The organism is Ciceribacter sp. T2.26MG-112.2 (assembly GCF_900492205.1).
Classification (GTDB): Bacteria; Pseudomonadota; Alphaproteobacteria; order Rhizobiales; family Rhizobiaceae; genus Allorhizobium; species Allorhizobium naphthalenivorans_A.
On the sequence record NZ_UEYQ01000013.1, the window covers coordinates 17,227 to 38,372 of the forward strand.

Here is a 21,146-nt window from a genome sequence, read left to right on the forward strand (position 1 = left end):
CTGAAATAGTCAGGGCGGCCATTGGGCTCCTCCCCCTGCAGATGCCGCGAAACATGCTAGATTGCGGCAGCTCGGATCATCCACGCCGCGAGCCATTGGGGGGAACCATATGTCGATCAAATACGCATTGACTGCCATTGCCATGCTTGCTCTGCCGGGCATGGCCGCAGCCGATCCGACCGGAAGCTATTCGCTTGTCGGCCGGAATCCGGACAGCGGCCAGGAATACACCGGCACCGTCGAAGTCAGCCGCCGGGGCGAGACCTATATCGTCGTGTGGGACATCGGCGGCAAGGAATCGATCGGCACCGGGCTCGGCGCCAAGTTCGTCGGCGAGGACCGCTTCGAAATCGGTCCAGCGAGCGACGACGACACCGCCATTTCCGTCGGTTATGTGGCGGAGGACAATTTCGGCATCGCCATGTATTTCGAGCAGCCGGACGGCACCTGGCAGGGCGTGTGGACCTATGGCGGCTCGGAAAAGGTGACCGGAGAAATCTGGACGCGGGACTAGTCCGAGGCTATTGGGCCTCGGCGGAGTGAAGGATTGAAAACCTCAGTGATCTACGTCGATGCCGATGCCTGTCCGGTCAAGCCGGAAATCCTGAAAGTCGCGGAACGCCACGGCCTCGAGGTGACCTTCGTCGCCAATTCGGGCTTGAGGCCGTCGCGCGATCCGATGGTGAAGAACGTCATCGTTTCTAACGGCTTCGACGCCGCCGACGACTGGATCGCCGAACGCGCCGGTCCCGGCGACATCGTTGTGACGGCCGACGTGCCGCTGGCGGGCCGTTGCGTTGCCGCCGGCGCCTTCGTCACCGGGCCGACCGGCCGGGTGTTCGACAAGACCAATATCGGCATGGCGACCGCCATGCGGGATTTCGGCGCACACCTGCGCGAGACCGGCGAGAGCAAGGGCTACAACGCCGCCTTCTCGCCACGCGACCGTTCGGCCTTCCTCGAAACGCTCGACCGGCTTTGCCGGCGAGCCAAGGCGTGCTAGTCGGTCCGGTATTCCTGCCGCCGTGCGCACCCTGGGACCGGACAATGGCCAGTATTTTCCAACGCCTGATCGCCCACCGACACGGTCCCTTCTTCGCCGGCCTCGCCGCCGCAGCGATTGCCGTCATAGCCACGGGCCTGATGAAGCCACGTCTCGTGATCGAAGCCGGGGCCGTGGCCTTCTTCCTCGCCTATCTGGTGCTGATCGGCGTTCGCCTGCCGCAACTGAGCGCGGACTATCTGAGGGACAATGCGGAGGAAGCCGACGAGCCGGCGCCGGTGATCCTCCTGGTCACGCTCGCCACGGTGATCGTGGCGGTGGTGTCGCTGTTTCTCGCACTCAACCGGACCTCGGGCGGGAGCGGGCTTGAACTGGCACTCGCCTTTGCCTCCGTGCTCGGCGGCTGGCTGACGATCCACACGATGACCGCCATTCATTATGCACACCTCTACTGGAGGCCCGACAGCACGGAAGAGCGCGACGGCAATCGCGGCGGGCTCGAATTCCCCGGTACCGAGGCTCCGTGCGGCTACGACTTCCTTTACTTCGCCTTTGTCATCGGCATGACGGCGCAGACCTCCGACACCGCCATCAGCTCGACCGCGATGCGACGGATCAACCTCATGCACTCGATCGTCTCCTATTTCTTCAACACCGTGCTCATCGCTGCCGCCGTCAACGGCGCAGTGTCGTTAGCCGGCTAGCTAAAAGGACGTTTTCTCGATGAAGATCCTCTCGCAGAACACCGCTTTCGGCGGCATGCAGGGCGTGTTTTCCCACGAATCGCAGACGACCAAATGCGAAATGACCTTTGCCGTGTTCGTTCCGCCGCAGGCCATCGCCGAGCGTCGGCCGGTGCTGTGGTATCTGTCGGGCCTGACCTGCAGCCATGCCAATGTTATGGAAAAGGGCGAATATCGCCGCATGGCCGCCGAGCTCGGGCTCATCATCGTCTGCCCCGACACCAGCCCGCGCGGCACGGACGTACCGGACGAGTTGACCAACTGGAAGATGGGCAAGGGCGCCGGCATGTATCTCAATGCCACCGAAAGCCCCTGGGCCGAGCATTTCCAGATGAATTCCTACGTCACGGAAGAGCTCCCGGCGCTGGTCGCCGAGCATTTCCGCGTCGACATGGGCCGGCAGGGCATTTTCGGCCATTCGATGGGCGGCCACGGCGCGATGACCATCGCGCTGAAGAACCCGGAACGGTTCAAGAGCTGCTCGGCCTTTGCGCCGATCGTCAATCCGTTGACCGCCGACTGGACGCAGGACGCATTCGAGAAATATATCGGCGCCGACCGGGCGAAATGGCGGGAGTACGATGCCTGCGCGCTGGTCGAGGACGGCGCCCGCTTTCCCGAGTTCCTGATCGACCAGGGCAAGGCCGACAGCTTTCTCGAAACGGGCCTGAAGCCCTGGTTGTTCGAGGAGGCGATCCAAGGCACCGACATCGCCCTCACGCTCCGTATGCACGAGCGCTACGACCATTCCTACTACTTCATCTCGACCTTCATGGACGATCATTTGAAGTGGCACGCCGAGCGGCTGGGGTGAGCCTGGCGAACTCCTCTTCTCCCCAGCGGGGAGAAGGTGGCGCGAAGCGCCGGATGAGGGGGAGCGCAGCCACTCAGCGGCAATACAACCTCGGAATGGGGCCCCCTCATCTGCCCTTCGGGCATCTTCTCCCCGCTGGGGAGAAGAGGGAGCACGCACCCGGCCCCCTCATCTGCGAGATCTGAGGGTAGCATTGCCATGCCCTCGATGGGGAGAAGGTGGCGTCGGCCAGGCTCAGCGCCGGCGATAGGTGAAATGGTCGAAATCCGCCGGCTGGCCTCTCCCGCTGGTGTCGAAGGCGAACATGCCGGTGAAGGCGCCGGTGAACGAGCCGTGCTCGCCGCGGCCGCCTTCGTCGGAGATCACGCCGGCGTCGAGGACAGGGCCGATCGGCTGCCAGGCGGCCTCTCCGCTCCCCTCGCCCATGCCGCCGACAGCCGGCCGCCAGAAGAACTGGAGATCGTTATCGACTACCTCCATGGCGAGATCGACCGGGCCATCGGGCAGGCTCACGCCGTGACTAGCCGGGAAACTTAGCCGGCTATCGGGATAGTCGCCAGCGCAGGAGAGGATGGTCACGACGCGGCCGAGCTTCTCATGCAGGGTCACGCCGAGCGCATGCAGCTTGTGGCGGTTGTAGTAGTGGGTGAGGCCGGCGACCTGCTGGTAGGTGTCGGGCGTGAAGTCCACACGGGTCTTGGCGCGAAACCGATGATCCTCCTGCCGGCGCGCCACCAGGGACTGTTCGAACCACGAGCCGAGGCTTTCGCGGCCGAAGAGCCGCAGGTGACCCGGCCGGGCGGCGAGCGTGAACAGGCGGTCGGGTTCCGGCGTGCGCAGCCAATGGAACTCCGGCGGCAGGGCCGCATGGTCGAAATCGCGCCGGATGGTCTCGGGCCGTTCGATGCGCTCCACCGGCTTCGGCGGCATGACTTCGACAGCCGGGACCGGGGCGCCGCTTTCGAGGTAGAGCCAGCCGTCGTCCTTCCATACGCATTTCTGCAGTGCCGTTTCGCGCCCCAGCGTGCAGCGCCGTTTGGGCTGCAGCGGTCGACCGCAGAGATGGGTGTGATAGACCTCGCCCTCGGGCGTCTCGACATATTGCCCATGGCCGGCGCGCTGGAGTGCGGCCTCCGGATGATCCTTCGAGGTGATCAGATGCGTGTCCGGATGCATCTCGTAAGGGCCCTCGATCGTCCGCGACCGCGACATGGTCACGGCATGGCCGTAGCCGGTGCCGCCCTCGGCGGTGGTCAGGTAATACCAACCGTTCCTCTTGAACAGATGTGGTCCCTCGACCAGACCGAGCGGGCTGCCGGGAAAGATGTTCTTCACCGGCCCGGTCAGCTTGCGGCTCGCCGGATCCCATTCCTGCAACAGGATGCCGTCGAAGGCGGGATGCTTGGGCGAGCCGCCATAGCTCTCGGTGCGGTGGTTCCACTGCATGTTGAGGAACCATTTGCGGCCGTCGTCATCGTGGAACAGCGAAGGGTCGAAGCCGGAGGAGTTGACATAGACCGGATCGGACCATCCGGCGTCGATCGACGGGGCGGTGACGATGTAGTTGTGCGCGTCCTTGAAGTTGCCGTCGAAGCGCTTGACGTCGGTATAGACGAGATAGAACTGACCGTCGGCATGGGACAGGCACGGCGCCCAGACACCGCAGCTGTCGGGATTGCCGCGCATGTCGAGCTGCGACTTCCGCTCCAGCGGCCGCCGCACGAGCGTCCAGTTGACGAGGTCGCGCGAGTGATGGATCTGCACGCCCGGATACCACTCGAAGGTGGAGGTGGCGATGTAGTAATCCTCGCCGACCCGGACGATCGACGGGTCCGGGTTGAAGCCCGGCAGGATGGGGTTGTGGATCATGCTGTGTCTCTCCTCCATTTTTTCGGAAAACACCCCCTCTGTCGGCTACGCCGACATCTCCCCCACAAGGGGGGAGACGATCCGCTACCGTCGCACCCTCCCGTGCTCGGAAACTGAAACGCCGCAACTTCCTGCCAGAGGAAGTCGGACGGTCTGCCGGGGCCTCTCTCCCCCCTTGTGGGGGAGATGGCCGGCAGGCCAGAGGGGGTAAGCCGATTTCCAGCATCATTTCTTCTTCCGCGCCGGCCCCTTGCGTTCCGCCGAGGCGGCCCAGAGGTTGATGTCGGCTTCCTTCGCATAGGTGTCGATCTCGGCCAGTTCGTCGGGCGTGAAATCACGCCTTTCGAGCGCCTTCACGCAGTCCTCGACCTGGGACGGCTTGGATGCGCCGATCAGCGCCGTGGTGATCCGGTCCCCGCGGAGCACCCAGGCGAGCGCCATCTGCGCCAGCGTCTGGCCACGACGCTCGGCGATCGCGTTCAGCGTGCGGATGTTCTCGACATTGCGCTCGTTGAGGAATTCGCGGTTGAGCGACTTGTCCTGGGCCGCACGGCTCTCCTCGGGAATGCCACCGAGATATTTCGACGTCAGCATGCCCTGGGCGAGCGGCGAAAAAACGATCGAGCCGATGCCGAGTTCTTCCAGTGTGTCGATGAGCCCGTCCTCCTCGATCCAGCGATTGATCATCGAATAGCTCGGCTGGTGGATCAGGCAGGGCGTGCCGAGGCCTTTCAGGATCGCGACCGCCTCGCGGGTGCGCTTCGAATTGTAGGAGGAGAGGCCGACATATAGCGCCCTGCCCGACCGGACAATATGGTCGAGCGCGCCGCAGGTCTCCTCCAGCGGCGTGTCGGGATCGAAGCGGTGCGAATAGAAGATGTCGACATAATCGAGGCCGAGGCGCTTCAGGCTCTGGTCGCAGGAGGCGATCAGGTATTTGCGGCTGCCCCATTCGCCATAGGGGCCCGGCCACATGCCGTAGCCGGCCTTGGACGAGATAACGAGTTCGTCGCGATAGCCGTCAAGATCGGTCTTCAGGATCTCGCCGAAGGCCAGTTCGGCGCTGCCGCCCGGCGGGCCGTAATTGTTGGCGAGGTCGAAATGGGTGATGCCGAGGTCGAAGGCCTTGCGGACGATCGACTGCTTCAGGGCATGCGGCGTGTCGTTGCCGAAATTGTGCCAGAGCCCCAGCGAGATCGCCGGCAGCTTGAGGCCGCTCTTGCCGCAGCGGCTGTAGGTCATCCGCTCGTAGCGGTCTTCGGCGGGGGTGTAGGTCATGCGTCTCTCCCATGCTGTTGTCGAGGAAGGACTACCCCTCCCCAACCCCTCCCCACAAGGGGGCGGGGCTCTCTCATGGCCGTCCCCTGCCCTCGTCGACAGTCTCCTTGCGCGGCAGCAGCGGCGCACCTGTCGACCGTCGTGGCTGCCGCCCCCTCACCCGGCGCTACGCGCCACCCTCTCCCCGGTGGGGAGAGGAGTACCTCCGACGTCGTGGTCCCTCTTCTCCCCATCGGGGAGAAGGTGGTCCGAAGGACCGGATGAGGGGGCCGCAGGCAGATGGGCCGGTCCGGGGCACAGCCGCGGTCTTCTCCAGACCATTCATGACCGATCCAGGGCCGGCTGTAGGCCGAAGCATACCACTTACCTGAGCAAAGCCCGCGCCTCCTCGATGCCCAGCGCCGCCGGCTGGGTGCAGATGGTGGAGAGCGTGACGAACTGGCCCGTCTCGCCGGATTTGAGGATTGCCGTCATGACGTCGACACCATGAAGCGCGCGGTCGAGCGAGCAGCGGGCGTCGCGGCCTTCGAGGATGGCGACTGCCATGTCGGCAAGGCCGGCCGTGCGGTAGTTGGCGCGCGGGCCGTTGGCATGGTCCTGGTTGTTGACGCCGAAGGGGTGGTCCCAGTTCGCCAGCGGCTTGATGTCCTTGTCCCGGCCGGAAGCCTCGACGAGACCGCCGAAGAAGTTGGGGTCGGGCACGTAGAGCGAGCCTTCGGTGCCGTAGAGTTCCATGTTGGCGTGGCGGTGCGACCAGACATCCCAGCTGGCCGAGAGCGTGACCGTCGCGCCGTTCTGGAATTCGAGGAGCGCATGGACGTTGGTCGGCGTCTTCACCGGAATGACCTCGCCGGCACGCGGCTGGCTGGTGATGGTGCGGGTTTCGCTGGCCGTCGACGTCAAGGCGGCAACCCGCTTCACCGGACCGATCAGGTTGACCAGATTGGCGATGTAGTAAGGGCCGAGATCGAGGATCGGGCCGCCGCCGGGCAGGAAGAAGAAGTCCGGGTTCGGATGCCACATCTCCATGCCGGGGCTCATGACGTGGCATGTGCCCGAGGTGATCCGGCCGATGCCGCCCTTGTCGATATGGGCGCGGGCCAGCTGGTGGGCACCGCCGAAGAAGGTGTCCGGCGCGCAGCCGACGGAGAGCCCCTTGCCGCTGGCGATCCGCCGCAGGTCTTCGCCCTGTTCGAGGCTCAGGACCAGGGGCTTTTCCGAATAGACGTGCTTGCCGGCTTCGAGGATGCGCCTCGACACCGCATAATGCGCGTCCGGGATGGTCAGGTTGACGATGATGTCGAGCTCGTCATTGGCGAGCAGATCTTCGAGCGTCTGGGCCTTCACGCCGTATTCCTCGGCGCGGAGCTCGGCGGCGTTCATGTTGAGGTCGGAGCAGGCCAGCACCTTCAGCCCTTTGAAGAGCGGTGCGAGCGAGAAGTAGGTGGTCGAGATATTGCCGCATCCGATGATGCCGACGCCGAGTTCGCGTGCCATGGAATATGTCCTGATTGGGTGAAATGCCGTGGGAGATCAGTAGGTGTTGAAGGCGGCGATGGAGCGCTTGATGAGGCGGCCCACATCCTTCGGATTGTCGTGTTCGAGGATGTAGTGGCGCACGCCATAGGCCTTGAGCGCGGCCACCAGATCCTTCCACGGCACGGTCCCCTGCCCGACGTCGGCCCAGCCGTCCTCGTCGGTATTGGTGCCGGGAGGCGCGATGTCCTTGACATGAACGGCGGTGATGCGCTTGCCGTAGCTTTCGATCCAGGCGAAGGGATCGGCCGCGCCACGGATGATCCAGGCGATGTCGGCCTCCCAGGCGAGTTCGGGCCCGCCGGCAAAGATCTGCTCCTGCGGCGTCGAGCCGTCCTCCAGCGTGGAGAATTCGAAGTCGTGGTTGTGCCAGCCGAAGGTCAGCCCCGCATCACGCAGCGGCTTGCCGACTTCCTGCAGGCGCTGGCCGAAGGAGAACCAGCTGCTGGCATCCCTCGGGCGCATGTCGGGCAAGAGATAGGGGCAATAGACCGCCTCGATGCCGAGCAGCCTGGCGATCTTCAGGGCGCGCATCGGATCGCCTTCCAGCAGGTCGAGACCGAAGTGGCCGGTCGGCATGGTCAGCCCGTTGCGGTCGAGATCGGCACGCAGCGCGTTGAGGCCGGCATCATCCAGGGCGGCATACATGGCGCCATAGCCTTCGACATGGGTGTAGCCGGCTTCGGCGAGGAGCGGATAGATATTGGTGAAGGGCTGGAAATTGCGGGCGCTGTAAAGCTGGAAACCGAAATTGGACATGGTTCATTCCTCCTGTTCTCGGACGTCGGGCGGTGGGTCCGCCGTGACGTCCTGTCTTTGTCTGGCGATCGCCTCAGCCGAGTTGCTGGCAGCTCTGGAGATCGTAGGTTCGAAACTGCGGGACCCGGCCGTCGACGAGGGGTGTGGCCGGGGTAAATGTGACACGGCGGCTCATGCCGGCATGAAGATCGAAGGCGTTGTCGGAATATCGCCCCGGGCAGTCGCCTCGAGCATGACGAAGAGCGCGAGGCCGGTGGCGCTGACCGTGATCTCGAACCGTCCGTCGGTAAGCGGAGCGACGCCCGTCTCCAGGCCGGAGGGCTGGAGCTCCAGGGCCTTGTAGGGTTGAAGCGCCAGGTGCCCCTCGCCGCTCATGCCGTTGGAGGCGATGAAGCTCCAGGCGAGCAGCGCGTCGACCGGAATGTCCGTCTCGTCGAGCGTCAGGAGCGGAGCGGCCCGGTCGGGCGGGCATGTGCCGGTGGCGGTGCGGATCGGCAGGCGCTCGCCGTCCAGGGTGACGGCAAAGAGGTTCATGTCGACGGTCAGCTCTTCCAGGGTGTCGTTGACCATGGAGAAGGCGATGCTGGTTCCGTCGTCGCTCGGGATGGCGACGACATTGACCGGCTGGAAGAAGCGCCGCGCCATGTAGTGCAGCGCCTTCCAGCTGCCGCCATAGTCGAGGCTCGACCAGGAGGCGACCGGCCAAGTGTCGTTGAGCTGCCAGTAGAGCGTGCCCATGCAATGGGGTTTCAGCGACCGCCAGTAGTCGACCGCCGTGCCGATCGCCAGGCCCTGCTGGATCTGGCTGAGATAGACGAAATTGGCAAAGTCCTTGGGGAAGCGGAAATAGCGGAACATGGTGCCGGCGATCCGCTCGTTGCCGCCGGCATTCTTCTGGTGCAGCTCGATCACCGGCGAGGCGATGTTCATGTCGCCCTTGTTGGCGAAGGTCTCGATCACCGGCATCGAGGTGTAGGACTGGAAACCGAATTCCGAGCAGAAGCGCGGTTTGATAGTTCGGTAATTAGCGAAACTCTTATTCTCGTGCCAGACCGACCAGTAGTGCATGTCGCCGGAGCCGTCGGCATGCCAGGCGTCGCCATAGTCGAGATAGCCGGAGGCCGGGCTCGACGGCCACCAGATGCCCTGGCGATGGGCCTTCTTCACCCCCTGCTCGATCACCCGGTTCAGCCGGTCATAGGCGACGAGGTAACGGTCGCGGTTGTCGCGGCTTTCCTTGAACCAGGTGAGCGCGCCGACCAGTTCGTTGTCGCCGCACCACAGCGCGATGGACGGATGGGACGACAGTCGGCGGACCTGATAGTCGACTTCCTGGGAGACGTTCGACAGGAAATCCTCGGTGCAGGGATAGAGGTTGCAGGCGAACATGAAGTCCTGCCAGACCATCAGGCCGAGCCGGTCGCAGAGGTCGTAGAACCAGTCCTGCTCGTAGAAGCCGCCGCCCCAGACGCGGATCATGTTCATGTGGGCGGCGACGGCCGATTGCAGCAGGCCCTCGGTCTTTTCCAGGCTGGTGCGGGAAAAGAGCGCATCGGCGGGAATCCAGTTGGCGCCGCGGCAGAAGATCTCGCGGCCGTTGACCTTGAAGGCGAAGCGCGAACCGGCCTCGTCCGGGTCGGTGATGAGGGCAATGGTGCGCAGGCCGATCTGGCGGGTCAGCGTTTCGCCGGGGATTTCCGCGGACAGCGTATAAAGCACCTGCTCGCCGCTGCCGGCCGGCCACCAGAGGCGCGGCCCGTCGATGTGGAAGACGTGGGCGATCACCGTCTCGCCGGCGGGGATGCCGCAATCGAGCCGCTCGCGCAGGCCGTCGAATTCGAAATGCACCGGCACGATGCTCGGCTCGAAGGCATGCAGGGTGAGTTTGACATGCAGGTCGACGCTGCCGTCGTCGTGATGAACCTGCTCGGTCTCCAGATGCTCGATACGGGCGGGATCGAGCTTTCTAAGCGCAATCGTGCCGTAGAGGCCGAGCGGCGCCACCGCGATGTTCCAGTCCCAGCCGAAATGGCACTGCGGCTTGCGCAGCATGTTGCCGTTGGCGATCGGCGAATTGGCGGTCGAATAGGGAATGTAGAAGGGCTGGCGCGCCTGGCGCTCGGCGCCGGCAGCGATCGAGGAATGCAGCAGAATGCGAATGGTGTTCTCGCCGGGCTGCAGCGCGGCCGAGACGTCCGGCCGGTAGCGGCGGAAGCAGTTGTCGGCGGAGAGCACCGGCACGTCGCTGACGAAGACGACGGCGACCGTGTCGAGATAGTCGATGTCGAGGTACCAGCTTCCGTCGGCGTGATCGAGGAAGAACGACCGTTCCAGCGTCCAGTCATGTTCGGCCACCCACTGCACCGCCTCCTCGTTGCGGCCGAAATAGGGGTCGGGAATGATGCCGGCGGCCTGCAGCGCCGAATGCACGTCGCCCGGCAGCGTGATCGCCGCGCCGTGTTCGCCCTCGGCGGTCGACAGGCGCCATTCGCCGGATAGGTCGATCTTGCTCTGAGTGTCGGAAGCATTCGTCATGGGTCAATCCAGATCATTCATGTCGGAGCAAGAGCGCCCCCTCTGGCCTGCCGGCCATCTCCGCCACATTGGGGGGAGATCGGAATACGGTGGGCGCCTCGTTTCTCTAAGCGCCGTTGTTGCTTGAGCCACTCCTCTCACGATCGTCAGTAGAGCGAGCGGCCAACGCCGGCGGCGGCCTGAGCGCTCCCGACTGGAGACGGGAGGCAAGGCACGTCCGTCCTGCCGATCTCCCCCCTTGTGGGGGAGATGGCCGGCAGGCCAGAGGGGGGTGACACCGGACTGCCTGTGTCCATCAAAGCCTCGCTTCCGTCTCTGCATCGAACAGCGAGGCGACCGACATGTCGAAGCCGAGGCGCAGCTTTGCGCCCGGTCGATAGCGACGGGTGCCCGAGGTGCGGACCGACATGACGTGGCCGGCATGTTTCAGCCACAGCAGGTTGTCGGCACCCATCGGTTCCTCGATATCGACCACGGCCTCATGGGTCTCGGCGCCGGCCGGCACCTCGTCGTCGATCAGCACGTGTTCCGGGCGGATGCCGAGCACGACCTTGCTACCCGCGGTCAGCGGACCGGCCGGCTCGTAGCCGTCGAGGAAGAAGTCGACGCCGTTGGTGGTGAAGACCAGGCCGTTTGCCCGCTCGACCAGTTCGCCACGCAGGAAGTTCATCGAGGGCGAGCCGATGAAACCGGCGACGAACAGGTTCTTCGGCCGGTTATAGATGACCATGGGATCGTCGAGCTGCTGGATCACGCCGCTCTTCATGATGGCGATGCGGTCGGCGAGCGTCAGCGCCTCGATCTGGTCATGGGTGACGTAGATCATCGTGTTCTTCAGCGAATGATGCAGCCGCTTGATCTCGACGCGCAGCTCGGAGCGCAGCTTGGCGTCGAGGTTGGAGAGCGGTTCGTCGAACAGGAAGACGTCGACGTCGCGAACCAGCGCCCGGCCGATGGCGACGCGCTGGCGCTGGCCGCCGGAGAGCTCGGCCGGCTTGCGCTTCAGAAGCGGTTCGATCTGCAGGATCTCGGCGGCACGTGCCACCTTCTCGCGGATCTTGTCATCCGGCACCTTAGCAACGCGCAGGCCGAAGGACAGGTTCTTCTCCACCGTCATCTGCGGATAGAGCGCGTAGGACTGGAAGACCATGCCGATGCCGCGGTCCTTCGGCTCTTCCCAGGTGACGTTCTTGTCCTTGATGAAGATCTGCCCGTCGGTCGGCTCAAGCAGGCCGGCGATGCAGTTGAGAAGTGTGGACTTGCCGCAGCCGGACGAGCCGAGAAGAACGAGAAACTCACCGTCACGGACCTCGAGATCAAGGTTTTTCAACACGTTGACCGCACCGAAGGACAGGGACAGATCGCGGATGGATACGCTGTTGGACATGAATTAACCCTTCACTGCGCCGGCGGCGATGCCGCGGACAAAAAGCCGGCCGGAAACGAAATAGACGATGAGCGGAACGGCCCCCGTGAGCAGCGTCGCCGCCATGTTGACGTTGTATTCCTTCACGCCCTGAACCGAGTTGACGATATTGTTTAGCTGCACCGTCATCGGATAGGTGTCGGGCCGGGTGAAGACGACACCGAACAGGAAGTCGTTCCAGATGCCGGTGATCTGGATGATCATGGCGACGACGAATATCGGCAGAGACATGGGCAGCATGATCCTGAGGTAGATCTGCCAGAAGCCCGCGCCATCGATGCGCGCCGCCTTGAAGAGTTCGGCCGGCAAGGACGAGAAGTAGTTGCGAAACAGCAGCGTCAGGATCGGCATGCCGAAGATGGTATGGACGATGACCAGACCCGTGAGCGTGCCGTAGATGCCGAGTTCGCGAAGCGCGATGACCACCGGATAGATCATCACCTGATAGGGAATGAAGGCGCCGATGATGAGGATCGAGAAGAACAGTTCCGAGCCCTTGAACCGCCAGTTGGCGAGCGAATAGCCGCTGACCGAGGCGACGAAGATCGACACGACCACCGACGGCACGAGAATGCGCACGGAATTCCAGAAACCGCGCGACAGGCCGTCGCAATTCAAGCCGGTGCACGCCTCGGACCAGGCCTTGACCCAGGGCTCGAAGGTGATCTCCATCGGCGGCGAGAAGATATTGCCCATGCGCACTTCGGGCATGCCCTTCAGGGACGTCACCACCATCACGTAGAGCGGCAGCAGGTAGTAGAGTGCCGCGACGAACAGCGTGCCGTAGAGCATGATGTTGCGCCTTGAGATGGCGCGCCGCGGACGGCGGCCGCGCGGGCCCGAAACATCGGGCGCGACCGCGTCGAAGCCGGCGCCGACCGTGTTGAGTGTCGAGACGTTAGCCACGCTGCTTCCCTCCGAATTCGAGATAGGCCCACGGAATGATGATGATGGCGACGGTGAGCAGCATCATGGTCGAGGCGGCAAAGCCCTGCCCGAGGTTCTGGGCCTGGAACATATAGTCGTAGACGTATTTTGCCGGGACTTCCGAGGCATTGCCCGGCCCGCCGCTCGTCTGGGCGACGACGAGGTCGTAGACCTTGACGATGCCGCTGGCGATGATGACCAGCGTGGTGATGAAGACCGGGCGCATCATGGGAATGACGATGAAGAGATAGGTCCTCCACATCGGGATGCCGTCGACGCGTGCCGCCTTCCAGATATCCTCGTCGATGCCGCGCAGGCCGGCGAGCATCAGGCACATGACGAGCCCTGTCCCCTGCCACAGGCCGGCGATCAGGATGCCGTAGATGACGATGTCGGCATTATAGAGCGGGTCGAAGCGGAAGCTCTCCCAGCCGAGCGACCGGACGATGCCCTGGATACCGAATTCCGGATTGAGGATCCACTGCCAGACGAGGCCGGTGACGATGAAGGACAGCGCGAAGGGATAGAGGAAGATGGTGCGAAAGGCATTCTCGAACCGGATCTTCTGGTCCATCAGGGCGGCGAGCAGGAAACCGATCACCAGGCTGAAGATCAGCGTCAGTATGCCGTAGATTGCCAGGTTCTGGATCGAGATGATCCAGCGCGACGTGTTCCACAGGCGCTCGTACTGGTCGAACCCGACGAAGGACAGGCGCGGCAAGAGCTTGGAGTTGGTGAAGGAATAGAAGATGGTCCAGACCGAACCTCCGAAGAAGATTCCGACGGCGATCAGGATCATCGGGATGGAGGCAATCTTGGAATTGAGATTGCGGAAAAGCTGGTTGGGGCGTTTGGCAGGCGCATGACCTGTCATTTCGGTTCCTCCTCGAGCGCGTCATCGCAGGACACGAGGCAACGGGCTAAGCATCCGATGCCGGCGGACCTTGCGGGGCCAGGATGTCGCAACACCCGGCCGGCACCGTGAACCGATGCCGGCCGGATGCCGTCGACTGTCTCAGTCAGCCGAGGAGATGATGTCGGCGAAGCGTTCCTGGGCCGCTTCCGGGCTCATCGACGTGCTGGCGAAGAACTCGGTCAGCAGATCTTCCTTCTGCTTCTGGCTGTCGGCGGAGAGCGCCTGGTCGGTGCTGGTCAACGCATTGCCCTTGGCGACGATTTCGAGCCCCTTCTTCATGCAGTCGTTGGCGGCCGACAGATCGACGTCGCCGCGGACCGGAAGAGAGCCTTTCTTGAGGTTGAAGGCGACCTGGGTCTTCGGGTCCAGCATGGCCTGGGCAAGAACGTCCTGCGCCTTCGACTTCTCTTCATCTTCGAGCACCGGGAAGTAGAAGGCGTCGCCGCCCGTGGTGATGTAGGGGCTGACGCCGAGACCCGGCAGGCAGCTGTAGTCCTTGCCGGCGACCTGGCCGGCGATCTGGAACTCGCCTTGTGCCCAGTCCCCCATGACCTGACCGCCGGCCTTGCCGGTGATCACGAGATTGGTCGCCTGGTTCCAGTCCTGGACATTGCTTCCAGCGGCCATTTCGCGCGCCTGGGCCGCAGCCTGGAAGACCTTCGCCATGTCCGGACCGGCTGCTAAGTCGGCATCCTTCTTGACGTAGACCCCTTCGAAGAGTTCCTTGCCGCCCAGATTGAGCACGAGCGTGTCAAACAGACCGCCCGACTGCCAGGCCTGACCGCCGAGGGCGAGTGGCTGCAGACCAGCCTCACGCAACTTGGGCGCGGCGGCGACGAACTCGTTCCAGTCCTTCGGCACCGGCACACCGGCCTTCTCGAACGCGGCGTTCGACAGCCACAGCCACTGCCAGGAATGGATGTTGATCGGGGCGCAATAGATCTTGCCGTCGATGGTGCAGCTGTCGAGCAGGCTCAAGGGCTTGATGACCTCTTTCCACTTGCCCGCTTCGGCAACCGCGGTCAGATCGCGCATCAGGCCGGCCTCCACCAGTTCCTGCGCCTGACGCCCGTGGTTGAACTGTGTCGCGCCCATCGGATCGCCACCGGTGATGCGGCTGATCATGATCGGCCGGGCGGTGCTGCCGGCGCCGGCGATCGCCCCGTCGATCCACTTGTTGCCGGTGGCATTGAATGCCTTGGCGAATTCGGCGACCGCGGCCGCCTCGCCGCCGGATGTCCACCAATGGGTGACTTCGAGTTCTGTTGCATTGACCGCACCCAACGGCAATACGACGCTTGCGACCAAAGCTGCCGCGACGCTACGAAAATTCATGAGTGTCCTCCCTCACTGAAACGATGCCGTAAAAACGTATTCCAATCGATTTAAAGGCGCAACCTCCGCGATGTTAATTTTTTGTTATACCACCACTTTCCACCCTAGGCAGCACGCAAGCGCAGCATATGACACCCCATCCGCCGGCAGATTGAAGCGCCTGGAAGCCCGTTTTTATCTCTGTTTTTTCCATCATTTGCCGCGCTGCGGCCGTTTTCTGCGTGCGCCGCGGCAGACTCTGATGGAATCCAGGATGTCGCCCGCCTCTCCGCGCTCGGTTCCCCTTATGCGTGCATCACGATTGCCAGCCCCGACAAATTCATGCTCGACAAACTTACTGTATCGTTACAGATTTCTGCTGTTGTTCGTGGCACATTGATTGTCGCATCGCGTTTGCAGGCGGCGTGCGAGCAACTATAATGGCGGCTCAAGGGAAGCGGCGGGGACAGCATGAAAGATGACAAGCCGCGGGACGGAACCGGCCCCGCGAAGGAAGGCAGGGAGCGGCCGACGCTCAAGACGATCGCCTTCATGACAGGGCTCGGCATCACCACGGTTTCCCGCGCGCTGAAGGACGCACCCGACATCGGCGCCGAAACCAAGGAGCGTGTCCGAATGGTGGCGCGCCAGCTCGGCTACCAGCCGAACCGCGCCGGCGTCCGCCTGAGGACAGGCAAGACGAACGTCATCGCGTTGGTCCTGAGCATCGACGAGGAGATCATGGGCTTTTCGAGCCAGATGGTCTTCGGCATATCCGAGGTGCTGTCGGCCACGCCCTATCATATCGTCGTCACGCCGCATTCGCACAGCAAGGACCCGATGCAGCCGGTGCGCTATATCCTCGATACCGGTTCGGCCGACGGCGTCATCATTTCGCGTATCGAACCGGATGACGCACGCGTCAGGCTTCTGAGCGAACAGAACATGCCGTTCGCCACCCACGGCCGCACCGATGGCAAGATCGTCCACCCCTATCACGACTTCGACAACGAGGCCTATGCCCACCAGGCGGTCGAGCGGCTGGTGGCGCGGGGCCGCAGGCGGATAGCTCTGCTCCAGCCGCCGAGCAAGCTGACCTACTACACCCATACGCGAGCCGGTTTCCAGGCAGGGCTTCGCGCGTTCGGCGCGCAGGAAGTGCCACTCGACGCGACCATCGACACGCCGCTTGCACAGATCCGCGACGCCGTCGAGGCGCTGATGCGCTCGGCGGATGCGCCGGATGGCATCATCTGTTCGTCGGGTAGTGCGGCAATCGCCGTCAATGCCGGGATCGAAGCGGCGGGAAAGCGCGTCGGGCGCGATGTCGACCTGGTGTCGAAACAGTCGGCGCCCATCCTCAACTGGATCCGGCCGGAGATCATCACGGCCTATGAAGACGTGCGCCTCGCCGGTCGGGAACTCGCCAAGGCGGTAATCTCCAGCATCGACGGCGTGGCGCCCGACATGCTGCAAAGCATCAGCCAGCCGGTTTGGGGCGATTGAAAGAGCGGCTTGGCCGGCAGGGCTTTCGCGTGAGATTTCGACGCGTTGCATTCATACGCAACGAGCGTCGCGTTCTCCCTCTTCTCCCCAGCGGGGAGAAGTGCCGAACGCAGTGAGGCGATGAGGGGGCTAAGTGCCCCGACATCAAGTGGCTTCGCCCCCCTTGCATGTTCAAACTGCATCGATTGTTGGATGATTGATGCGCTCTCCGGCGGATGGCCATCCGCCGGAGAGCGGACGGTCGGGACCGCGCGCCCCTTGGCAAGAACCGGGGATGAGACTGGTCCGGCCGTCCTCGCGTTTGTCCTGAACAGATGATGGGGAGCAAGTCCCGCATGCAAGGCAAGGTTTCGTTCGAAGAAAACGCGATGCCGGCAGTCTACGTCGGCGTGGACGTGTGTAAAGAGTGGCTCGACATTCATCTCCATCCGCTTGGGCAAAGCCGGCGGTTTGGCAATGACACGACCGGCATCCGCCAGTTGAAGCGGATGCTGGCCAGGTGCCGACCGGAAAGCATCGTGATGGAGGCGACCGGCAAGTTCCACCGTGCGGCCCATCGCTCGCTTTCGGCCGACGGCTTTTGCGTCTCCGTCGTCGATCCGCTGCGCGCGCGCCTGTTTGCCCGCGCCTGCGGTTATCTGGCCAAGACCGATCGGCTCGACGCCCGGCTGCTGGCGCTTCTGGCGGCAAGTCTCAGGCCGGGGGCGAACACGCCGCCGAGCCCGCACATCGAGGCCCTGCAGGAGCTGGTCAATGCGCGCGCGGCGGCAAAGGGCGAGATCACAGCGCTCCAGAACCGTGCCAGGACGGCCACCACCGCCTTCCTGCGCGGCGAGCTGTCGCGCCGCCTCAAGAGCCTGGAGCGGCATGTGCAGCGCCTCGACGAAGAGATCGAACGGTGCATCGGCGAGGATCCGGAACTGGGCCGAAAGGTCGAGATCCTCACCTCCATTCCCGGCATCGGCCGCATCACCGCCTGGGCGCTGATGGCGGGCATGGACGAACTGGGCAGGTGTTCGGGCAAGCAGGCCGCCATGCTGGCCGGCCTTGCGCCGGTCGCCAACGACAGCGGCGCCCGCACCGGCCGCCGTTCCATCCGGGCCGGCAGGCCCGCGCCACGGCGCGCCCTCTACATGGCCGCCCTGTCGGCCCGGCGCTCCAATCCGTCCCTCACCCGCTTCGCCAAAACGCTCGAAGCCGCCGGCAAACCACCAAAGGTCATCCTCGTCGCCGTCATGCGCAAACTGCTCGTCCTGGCAAACTGCCTGCTCGCTCAGGACCGCCTCTGGACCCCAAATCCGCCTTGACACCAAACACAGATGCTCATCCGGCGCTACGCGCCACCTTCTCCCCGCTGGGGAGAAGAGGGGGCGCGGGCGTCGTGCCCGATGGGTCGGTCGCTCTCTGGCTTCGTCGAGTTGTGGCCGAAACGAGAAAAGCGGCCGTTTCCGGCCGCTTGAAATCTCTCTCCGAACCCTGAGGTCAGATGTTCGCCATCAGCACCTTGCGGAGCTTGTCGAACAGTTCGTCGATCTCTTCCGTGGAAATGATCAGCGGCGGCGAGAGGGCGATGATGTCGCCGGTGGTGCGGATCAGGAGGCCCGATTCATAGGCCTTGAGGAAGGCGTTGAAGGCGCGCTTGGTCGGTTCGCCGGCGATGGGCGCTAGTTCGATCGCGCCGATCAGGCCGATATTGCGGATGTCGATGACGTTCGGGCAGTCGGCCAGCGAATGCAGCTTCTCTTCCCAGTAGGACGCAAGCTCGGCGGCGCGGGTCAGCAGCCCCTCTTCCTTGTAGGTGTCGAGGGTACCAAGTGCTGCGGCCGAGGCGATCGGGTTGCCGGAATAGGTGTAGCCGTGGAAGAACTCGATCAGATGTTCCGGACCGGTCATGAAGGCATCGTGGATCTCGGAGGTGACGAAGACCGCGCCCATCGGGATGACGCCGTTGGTCAGCCCCTTGGCGGTGGTGATGATGTCGGGCTTGACGTCGAAATACTGCGCGGCGAACGGTGCGCCGAGGCGGCCGAAACCGGTAATGACTTCATCGAAGATCAACAGGATGCCGTGCTTGGTGCAGATCTCGCGCAGGCGCTGGAGATAGCCCTTCGGCGGGATCAGCACGCCGGTGGAGCCGGCCACGGGTTCGACGATGACGGCGGCGATCGTCGAGGCATCATGAAGCGTGACGATGCGTTCCAGCTCGTCGGCGAGATCGCCGCCATGCTCCGGCATGCCCTTGGAAAAGGCGTTCTTGGCCGGCAGATGGGTGTGCGGCATGTGATCGACGCCCGTCAGCAGCGTGCCGAACATCTTGCGGTTGGTGACGATGCCGCCGACCGAGATGCCGCCGAAATTTACGCCGTGGTAACCGCGTTCGCGACCGATCAGGCGGGTACGTGATCCCTGACCCTTCACCCGCTGATAGGCGAGCGCCACCTTCAGCGCGGTTTCGACCGATTCCGAGCCGGAATTGGTGTAGAGGACATGCGCCATATTGTCGGGCGCGAGGTCGACCAGGCGGTTGGCAAGCTCGAAGGCCTTTGGGTGGCCGAGCTGGAAGGCCGGGGCGTAGTCGAGTTCGCCGGCCTGTTCGCGGATCGCCTCGGTGATCTTCGGGCGGCAGTGGCCGGCATTCACGCACCAGAGACCGGCGGTGCCGTCGAGCACCTGGCGGCCGTCATGGGTCGTGTAGTACATATCCTTGGCGCCGACGAACAGGCGCGGTTCCTTCTTGAACTGGCGGTTTGCCGTGAACGGCATCCAGAAGGCGCGCAGGTCGTTGGGCGTTGTATTCAAGCGGTTGGACATAATGCTCTCCATGGCCTTTTTCGTTGCGGGCGGCCATTTCCCGGTCGGCGGCGATCGGCCGGATATTTCGTAGAAAACCCGGCCAAATTAGCAGCGCGACCAAGGTCGTCAACCGGCATCAACAAACATCATGAGTGCTCAAGGTTCCGGTTATGATTTGCCGCGGCCGCGGCCGGCCGGGGCAGGGGAGTGCGGCCTGCCGACTTAAGCTTAGGGCAAGCTCGGTGAGGGAATGTGAGAGTGGCCGGGAGATCGTTCCCGAGGGCAGTCTGGGCGCCTTCCGGCAAGACCGGCGGCAAGCGCTGGCAGGTACCGGCCCCGGCGTTCCCAAGCGACGGGTCGGTGCCTGCGTTCGCCGGCACGAGAAAGACCGGCAAATCAAGGATCTGCCGGTCAGGATCTTCTCAGAACGTCATGTCAAATTGCCGCCATTGGAGCGGTCGAATGATGAATTCGACCGATCGCCTTCTCGCCGCGGAAACGGGCGGGGCGTCAGGCGGCCGATTTATTGGCGCTGGTCGAGCAATAAATGTCTTCCAGCGTGCCGAGGATCTTGATGACCGATTCGGAGGTGCTGGAATAATAGATCGTCTGCGCGTCGCGGCGGGTCTTGACCAGCTTCTGGGCGCGCAATTTCGAAAGATGCTGGGACAGGGCCGACTGGCTGAGGCCGACCTGGGCGGCGAGAACGCCGACCGGGACCTCGCCCTCGACGAGGCTGCAGAGGATCATCAGGCGCTTGGGATTTGCCATGGCCGAGAGCAGGCCGGCGGCGGGAATGGACTGTTCGGACAATACCTTGGTTTTCATCAGATCAACTTTCGTTAGCCGGCCTCGGGAGGAAAGGCGACGGTTTGCAATCCATCAAATTGGTTATACAGGAACTCTAACAAGTGCCAAAAAATTGTATATGCCTAAATTTAAGGTATCGGGTATGCTGTATTAGTTATCTCTGAATAGAGCTCTGCCCGTGAGCTTATTAGACGCCCAAAATCGTGTCGAACCAGTAAATCTCCACAAATAAGATCGATTCCCGCCCGGTCGATGCCACAAAAAGCCCATTTTCCCGGGTTCTGCCCGCAGCGTCCGGTGGCCAGAAGGCTGGCGAGTTCTGGTTTCGTACCTGCTAATTCTCGCACTAGCTCGACCTCCTGTCCGGAGATTTCGCCGCCTGTTTCGGCGGCGATGACGAAGTCCTCGCCCGGCAGGAGATAGGCGCGGCCGAAGCCGCCGTTGAGGCTTGCCGACTGCGGCGCGAGGCGGAAGAAGCGGAAATCGGGAAAATCGATGTAGAGCTTCGCCTTCGGGTGGCGGGCGATGAACCGCGCCCGCAGGCGCTGGTGGACGGGGCCGTCACGCTCGACCGTTTCGGCCAGGCAGGAGAGGGTGAGGCGCGGATGAGCCAGCGGGTCGCCCTTGCCGGGCTCGCCGGCCAGCAGGGATACCCTTCGATCCTTGGCGAGCGCCCTGGTATGCGCCGAGAGCGCCGAGACGAGGATGACCGGGCTGCCGTCGGTATCCGTTGCCAGCAGCACGCGGCTGACCGAGGGATAACCGCTTTCCGGCTCGAGCACGGCAAGGGCGACATAACGCGCCGACCTGAGAAGACGACGGGCAAGCATGCGTGCCTCATCGTCCGTCTCGCGTATCACCGATGGTTTGTCCGTCATGGTTCTTTCCGTTTCACGCGATCGCCTGAACGGATCGTC

17 protein-coding genes and 1 pseudogene are annotated in these 21,146 nt (G+C 63.6%); 6 read left to right on the plus strand and 12 right to left on the minus strand.

The window, feature by feature from the left end; genetic code table 11:
- Positions 1-109: 109 nt before the first annotated feature.
- Genes DYZ14_RS16765 through fghA form a run of 4 tightly spaced genes read left to right on the plus strand, consistent with a single transcriptional unit; the run spans position 110 to position 2,560 of the window.
- Entirely contained in the window at positions 110-514 is a 405-nt protein-coding gene (locus DYZ14_RS16765) for a hypothetical protein (protein WP_154721745.1), read from the plus strand.
- A 45-nt stretch (positions 515-559) separates the two neighbouring features.
- Positions 560-1,003, plus strand: a complete 444-nt coding sequence (locus DYZ14_RS16770; RefSeq protein WP_154721806.1) for a YaiI/YqxD family protein — start codon at positions 560-562, stop codon at positions 1,001-1,003.
- A gap of 44 nt (positions 1,004-1,047) precedes the next feature.
- Complete coding sequence (locus DYZ14_RS16775; protein WP_154721746.1) at positions 1,048-1,707, plus strand: DUF1345 domain-containing protein; 660 nt, start codon at positions 1,048-1,050, stop codon at positions 1,705-1,707.
- A gap of 19 nt (positions 1,708-1,726) precedes the next feature.
- Positions 1,727-2,560 carry an S-formylglutathione hydrolase gene (gene fghA, locus DYZ14_RS16780; protein ID WP_154721747.1) on the plus strand — a complete coding sequence of 278 codons (834 nt, stop codon included), beginning with the start codon at positions 1,727-1,729 and terminating at the stop codon, positions 2,558-2,560.
- A gap of 234 nt (positions 2,561-2,794) precedes the next feature.
- Here fghA and DYZ14_RS16785 read toward each other — a convergent pair whose 3' ends face one another.
- The 9 genes and pseudogenes from DYZ14_RS16785 to DYZ14_RS16825 form a co-directional block, all read right to left on the minus strand.
- Positions 2,795-4,429 (minus strand): glycoside hydrolase family 43 protein, encoded by a 1,635-nt coding sequence (locus DYZ14_RS16785; RefSeq protein ID WP_195949998.1) that lies wholly within the window; start codon positions 4,427-4,429, stop codon positions 2,795-2,797.
- A gap of 225 nt (positions 4,430-4,654) precedes the next feature.
- Positions 4,655-5,707, minus strand: coding sequence for an L-glyceraldehyde 3-phosphate reductase (gene mgrA, locus DYZ14_RS16790; RefSeq protein ID WP_154721749.1), 1,053 nt, complete (start codon positions 5,705-5,707; stop codon positions 4,655-4,657).
- Between the two features lie 363 nt (positions 5,708-6,070).
- Positions 6,071-7,204, minus strand: a complete 1,134-nt coding sequence (locus DYZ14_RS16795) for a Gfo/Idh/MocA family protein (protein ID WP_154721750.1) — start codon at positions 7,202-7,204, stop codon at positions 6,071-6,073.
- A 36-nt stretch (positions 7,205-7,240) separates the two neighbouring features.
- Positions 7,241-8,002 (minus strand): sugar phosphate isomerase/epimerase family protein, encoded by a 762-nt coding sequence (locus tag DYZ14_RS16800; RefSeq protein ID WP_154721751.1) that lies wholly within the window; start codon positions 8,000-8,002, stop codon positions 7,241-7,243.
- 73 nt (positions 8,003-8,075) lie between these two features.
- A pseudogene (locus DYZ14_RS16805) lies at positions 8,076-10,537 on the minus strand (beta-mannosidase).
- Positions 10,538-10,832: 295 nt separating this feature from the next.
- A complete protein-coding gene (locus DYZ14_RS16810) occupies positions 10,833-11,924 on the minus strand; it encodes an ABC transporter ATP-binding protein (RefSeq protein ID WP_154721752.1) in 1,092 nt (363 codons plus the stop codon).
- A gap of 3 nt (positions 11,925-11,927) precedes the next feature.
- Positions 11,928-12,869 carry a carbohydrate ABC transporter permease gene (locus DYZ14_RS16815; RefSeq protein WP_154721753.1) on the minus strand — a complete coding sequence of 314 codons (942 nt, stop codon included), beginning with the start codon at positions 12,867-12,869 and terminating at the stop codon, positions 11,928-11,930.
- A complete protein-coding gene (locus DYZ14_RS16820; RefSeq protein ID WP_154721754.1) occupies positions 12,862-13,764 on the minus strand; it encodes a carbohydrate ABC transporter permease in 903 nt (300 codons plus the stop codon). The genes DYZ14_RS16815 and DYZ14_RS16820 overlap by 8 nt, the downstream gene beginning before the upstream one ends.
- A gap of 141 nt (positions 13,765-13,905) precedes the next feature.
- Complete coding sequence (locus tag DYZ14_RS16825) at positions 13,906-15,141, minus strand: ABC transporter substrate-binding protein (RefSeq protein ID WP_154721755.1); 1,236 nt, start codon at positions 15,139-15,141, stop codon at positions 13,906-13,908.
- A 450-nt stretch (positions 15,142-15,591) separates the two neighbouring features.
- Between DYZ14_RS16825 and DYZ14_RS16830 the strand changes: the two genes are divergently transcribed.
- Both DYZ14_RS16830 and DYZ14_RS16835 read left to right on the plus strand, forming a co-directional pair.
- On the plus strand, positions 15,592-16,626 hold the full coding sequence (locus tag DYZ14_RS16830; RefSeq protein ID WP_154721756.1) for a LacI family transcriptional regulator: 1,035 nt from the start codon (positions 15,592-15,594) through the stop codon (positions 16,624-16,626).
- A gap of 335 nt (positions 16,627-16,961) precedes the next feature.
- Complete coding sequence (locus tag DYZ14_RS16835) at positions 16,962-17,933, plus strand: transposase (RefSeq protein ID WP_154721757.1); 972 nt, start codon at positions 16,962-16,964, stop codon at positions 17,931-17,933.
- 175 nt (positions 17,934-18,108) lie between these two features.
- Here the strand turns inward: DYZ14_RS16835 and DYZ14_RS16840 are convergent, their stop codons facing one another.
- From DYZ14_RS16840 to DYZ14_RS16850, 3 genes are all read right to left on the minus strand, one after another.
- Positions 18,109-19,437 carry an aspartate aminotransferase family protein gene (locus tag DYZ14_RS16840; protein ID WP_115672634.1) on the minus strand — a complete coding sequence of 443 codons (1,329 nt, stop codon included), beginning with the start codon at positions 19,435-19,437 and terminating at the stop codon, positions 18,109-18,111.
- 492 nt (positions 19,438-19,929) lie between these two features.
- Entirely contained in the window at positions 19,930-20,247 is a 318-nt protein-coding gene (locus DYZ14_RS16845; protein WP_154721758.1) for an ArsR/SmtB family transcription factor, read from the minus strand.
- A 110-nt stretch (positions 20,248-20,357) separates the two neighbouring features.
- On the minus strand, positions 20,358-21,107 hold the full coding sequence (locus DYZ14_RS16850; protein ID WP_154721759.1) for a HugZ family pyridoxamine 5'-phosphate oxidase: 750 nt from the start codon (positions 21,105-21,107) through the stop codon (positions 20,358-20,360).
- Positions 21,108-21,146 lie beyond the last annotated feature (39 nt).

What these genes read in the sequence shown, in the direction of transcription:
- DYZ14_RS16830 (WP_154721756.1), top strand. Translation starts at nt 15,592, where the DNA reads ATGAAAGATGACAAGCCGCGGGACGGAACCGGCCCCGCGAAGGAAGGC.
- DYZ14_RS16810 (WP_154721752.1), bottom strand. Translation starts at nt 11,924, where the DNA reads ATGTCCAACAGCGTATCCATCCGCGATCTGTCCCTGTCCTTCGGTGCG.
- DYZ14_RS16800 (WP_154721751.1), bottom strand. Translation starts at nt 8,002, where the DNA reads ATGTCCAATTTCGGTTTCCAGCTTTACAGCGCCCGCAATTTCCAGCCC.
- DYZ14_RS16795 (WP_154721750.1), bottom strand. Translation starts at nt 7,204, where the DNA reads ATGGCACGCGAACTCGGCGTCGGCATCATCGGATGCGGCAATATCTCG.
- mgrA (WP_154721749.1), bottom strand. Translation starts at nt 5,707, where the DNA reads ATGACCTACACCCCCGCCGAAGACCGCTACGAGCGGATGACCTACAGC.
- DYZ14_RS16820 (WP_154721754.1), bottom strand. Translation starts at nt 13,764, where the DNA reads ATGACAGGTCATGCGCCTGCCAAACGCCCCAACCAGCTTTTCCGCAAT.
- DYZ14_RS16765 (WP_154721745.1), top strand. Translation starts at nt 110, where the DNA reads ATGTCGATCAAATACGCATTGACTGCCATTGCCATGCTTGCTCTGCCG.
- DYZ14_RS16825 (WP_154721755.1), bottom strand. Translation starts at nt 15,141, where the DNA reads ATGAATTTTCGTAGCGTCGCGGCAGCTTTGGTCGCAAGCGTCGTATTG.
- DYZ14_RS16785 (WP_195949998.1), bottom strand. Translation starts at nt 4,429, where the DNA reads ATGATCCACAACCCCATCCTGCCGGGCTTCAACCCGGACCCGTCGATC.
- fghA (WP_154721747.1), top strand. Translation starts at nt 1,727, where the DNA reads ATGAAGATCCTCTCGCAGAACACCGCTTTCGGCGGCATGCAGGGCGTG.
- DYZ14_RS16835 (WP_154721757.1), top strand. Translation starts at nt 16,962, where the DNA reads ATGCAAGGCAAGGTTTCGTTCGAAGAAAACGCGATGCCGGCAGTCTAC.
- DYZ14_RS16845 (WP_154721758.1), bottom strand. Translation starts at nt 20,247, where the DNA reads ATGAAAACCAAGGTATTGTCCGAACAGTCCATTCCCGCCGCCGGCCTG.
- DYZ14_RS16850 (WP_154721759.1), bottom strand. Translation starts at nt 21,107, where the DNA reads ATGACGGACAAACCATCGGTGATACGCGAGACGGACGATGAGGCACGC.
- DYZ14_RS16840 (WP_115672634.1), bottom strand. Translation starts at nt 19,437, where the DNA reads ATGTCCAACCGCTTGAATACAACGCCCAACGACCTGCGCGCCTTCTGG.
- DYZ14_RS16775 (WP_154721746.1), top strand. Translation starts at nt 1,048, where the DNA reads ATGGCCAGTATTTTCCAACGCCTGATCGCCCACCGACACGGTCCCTTC.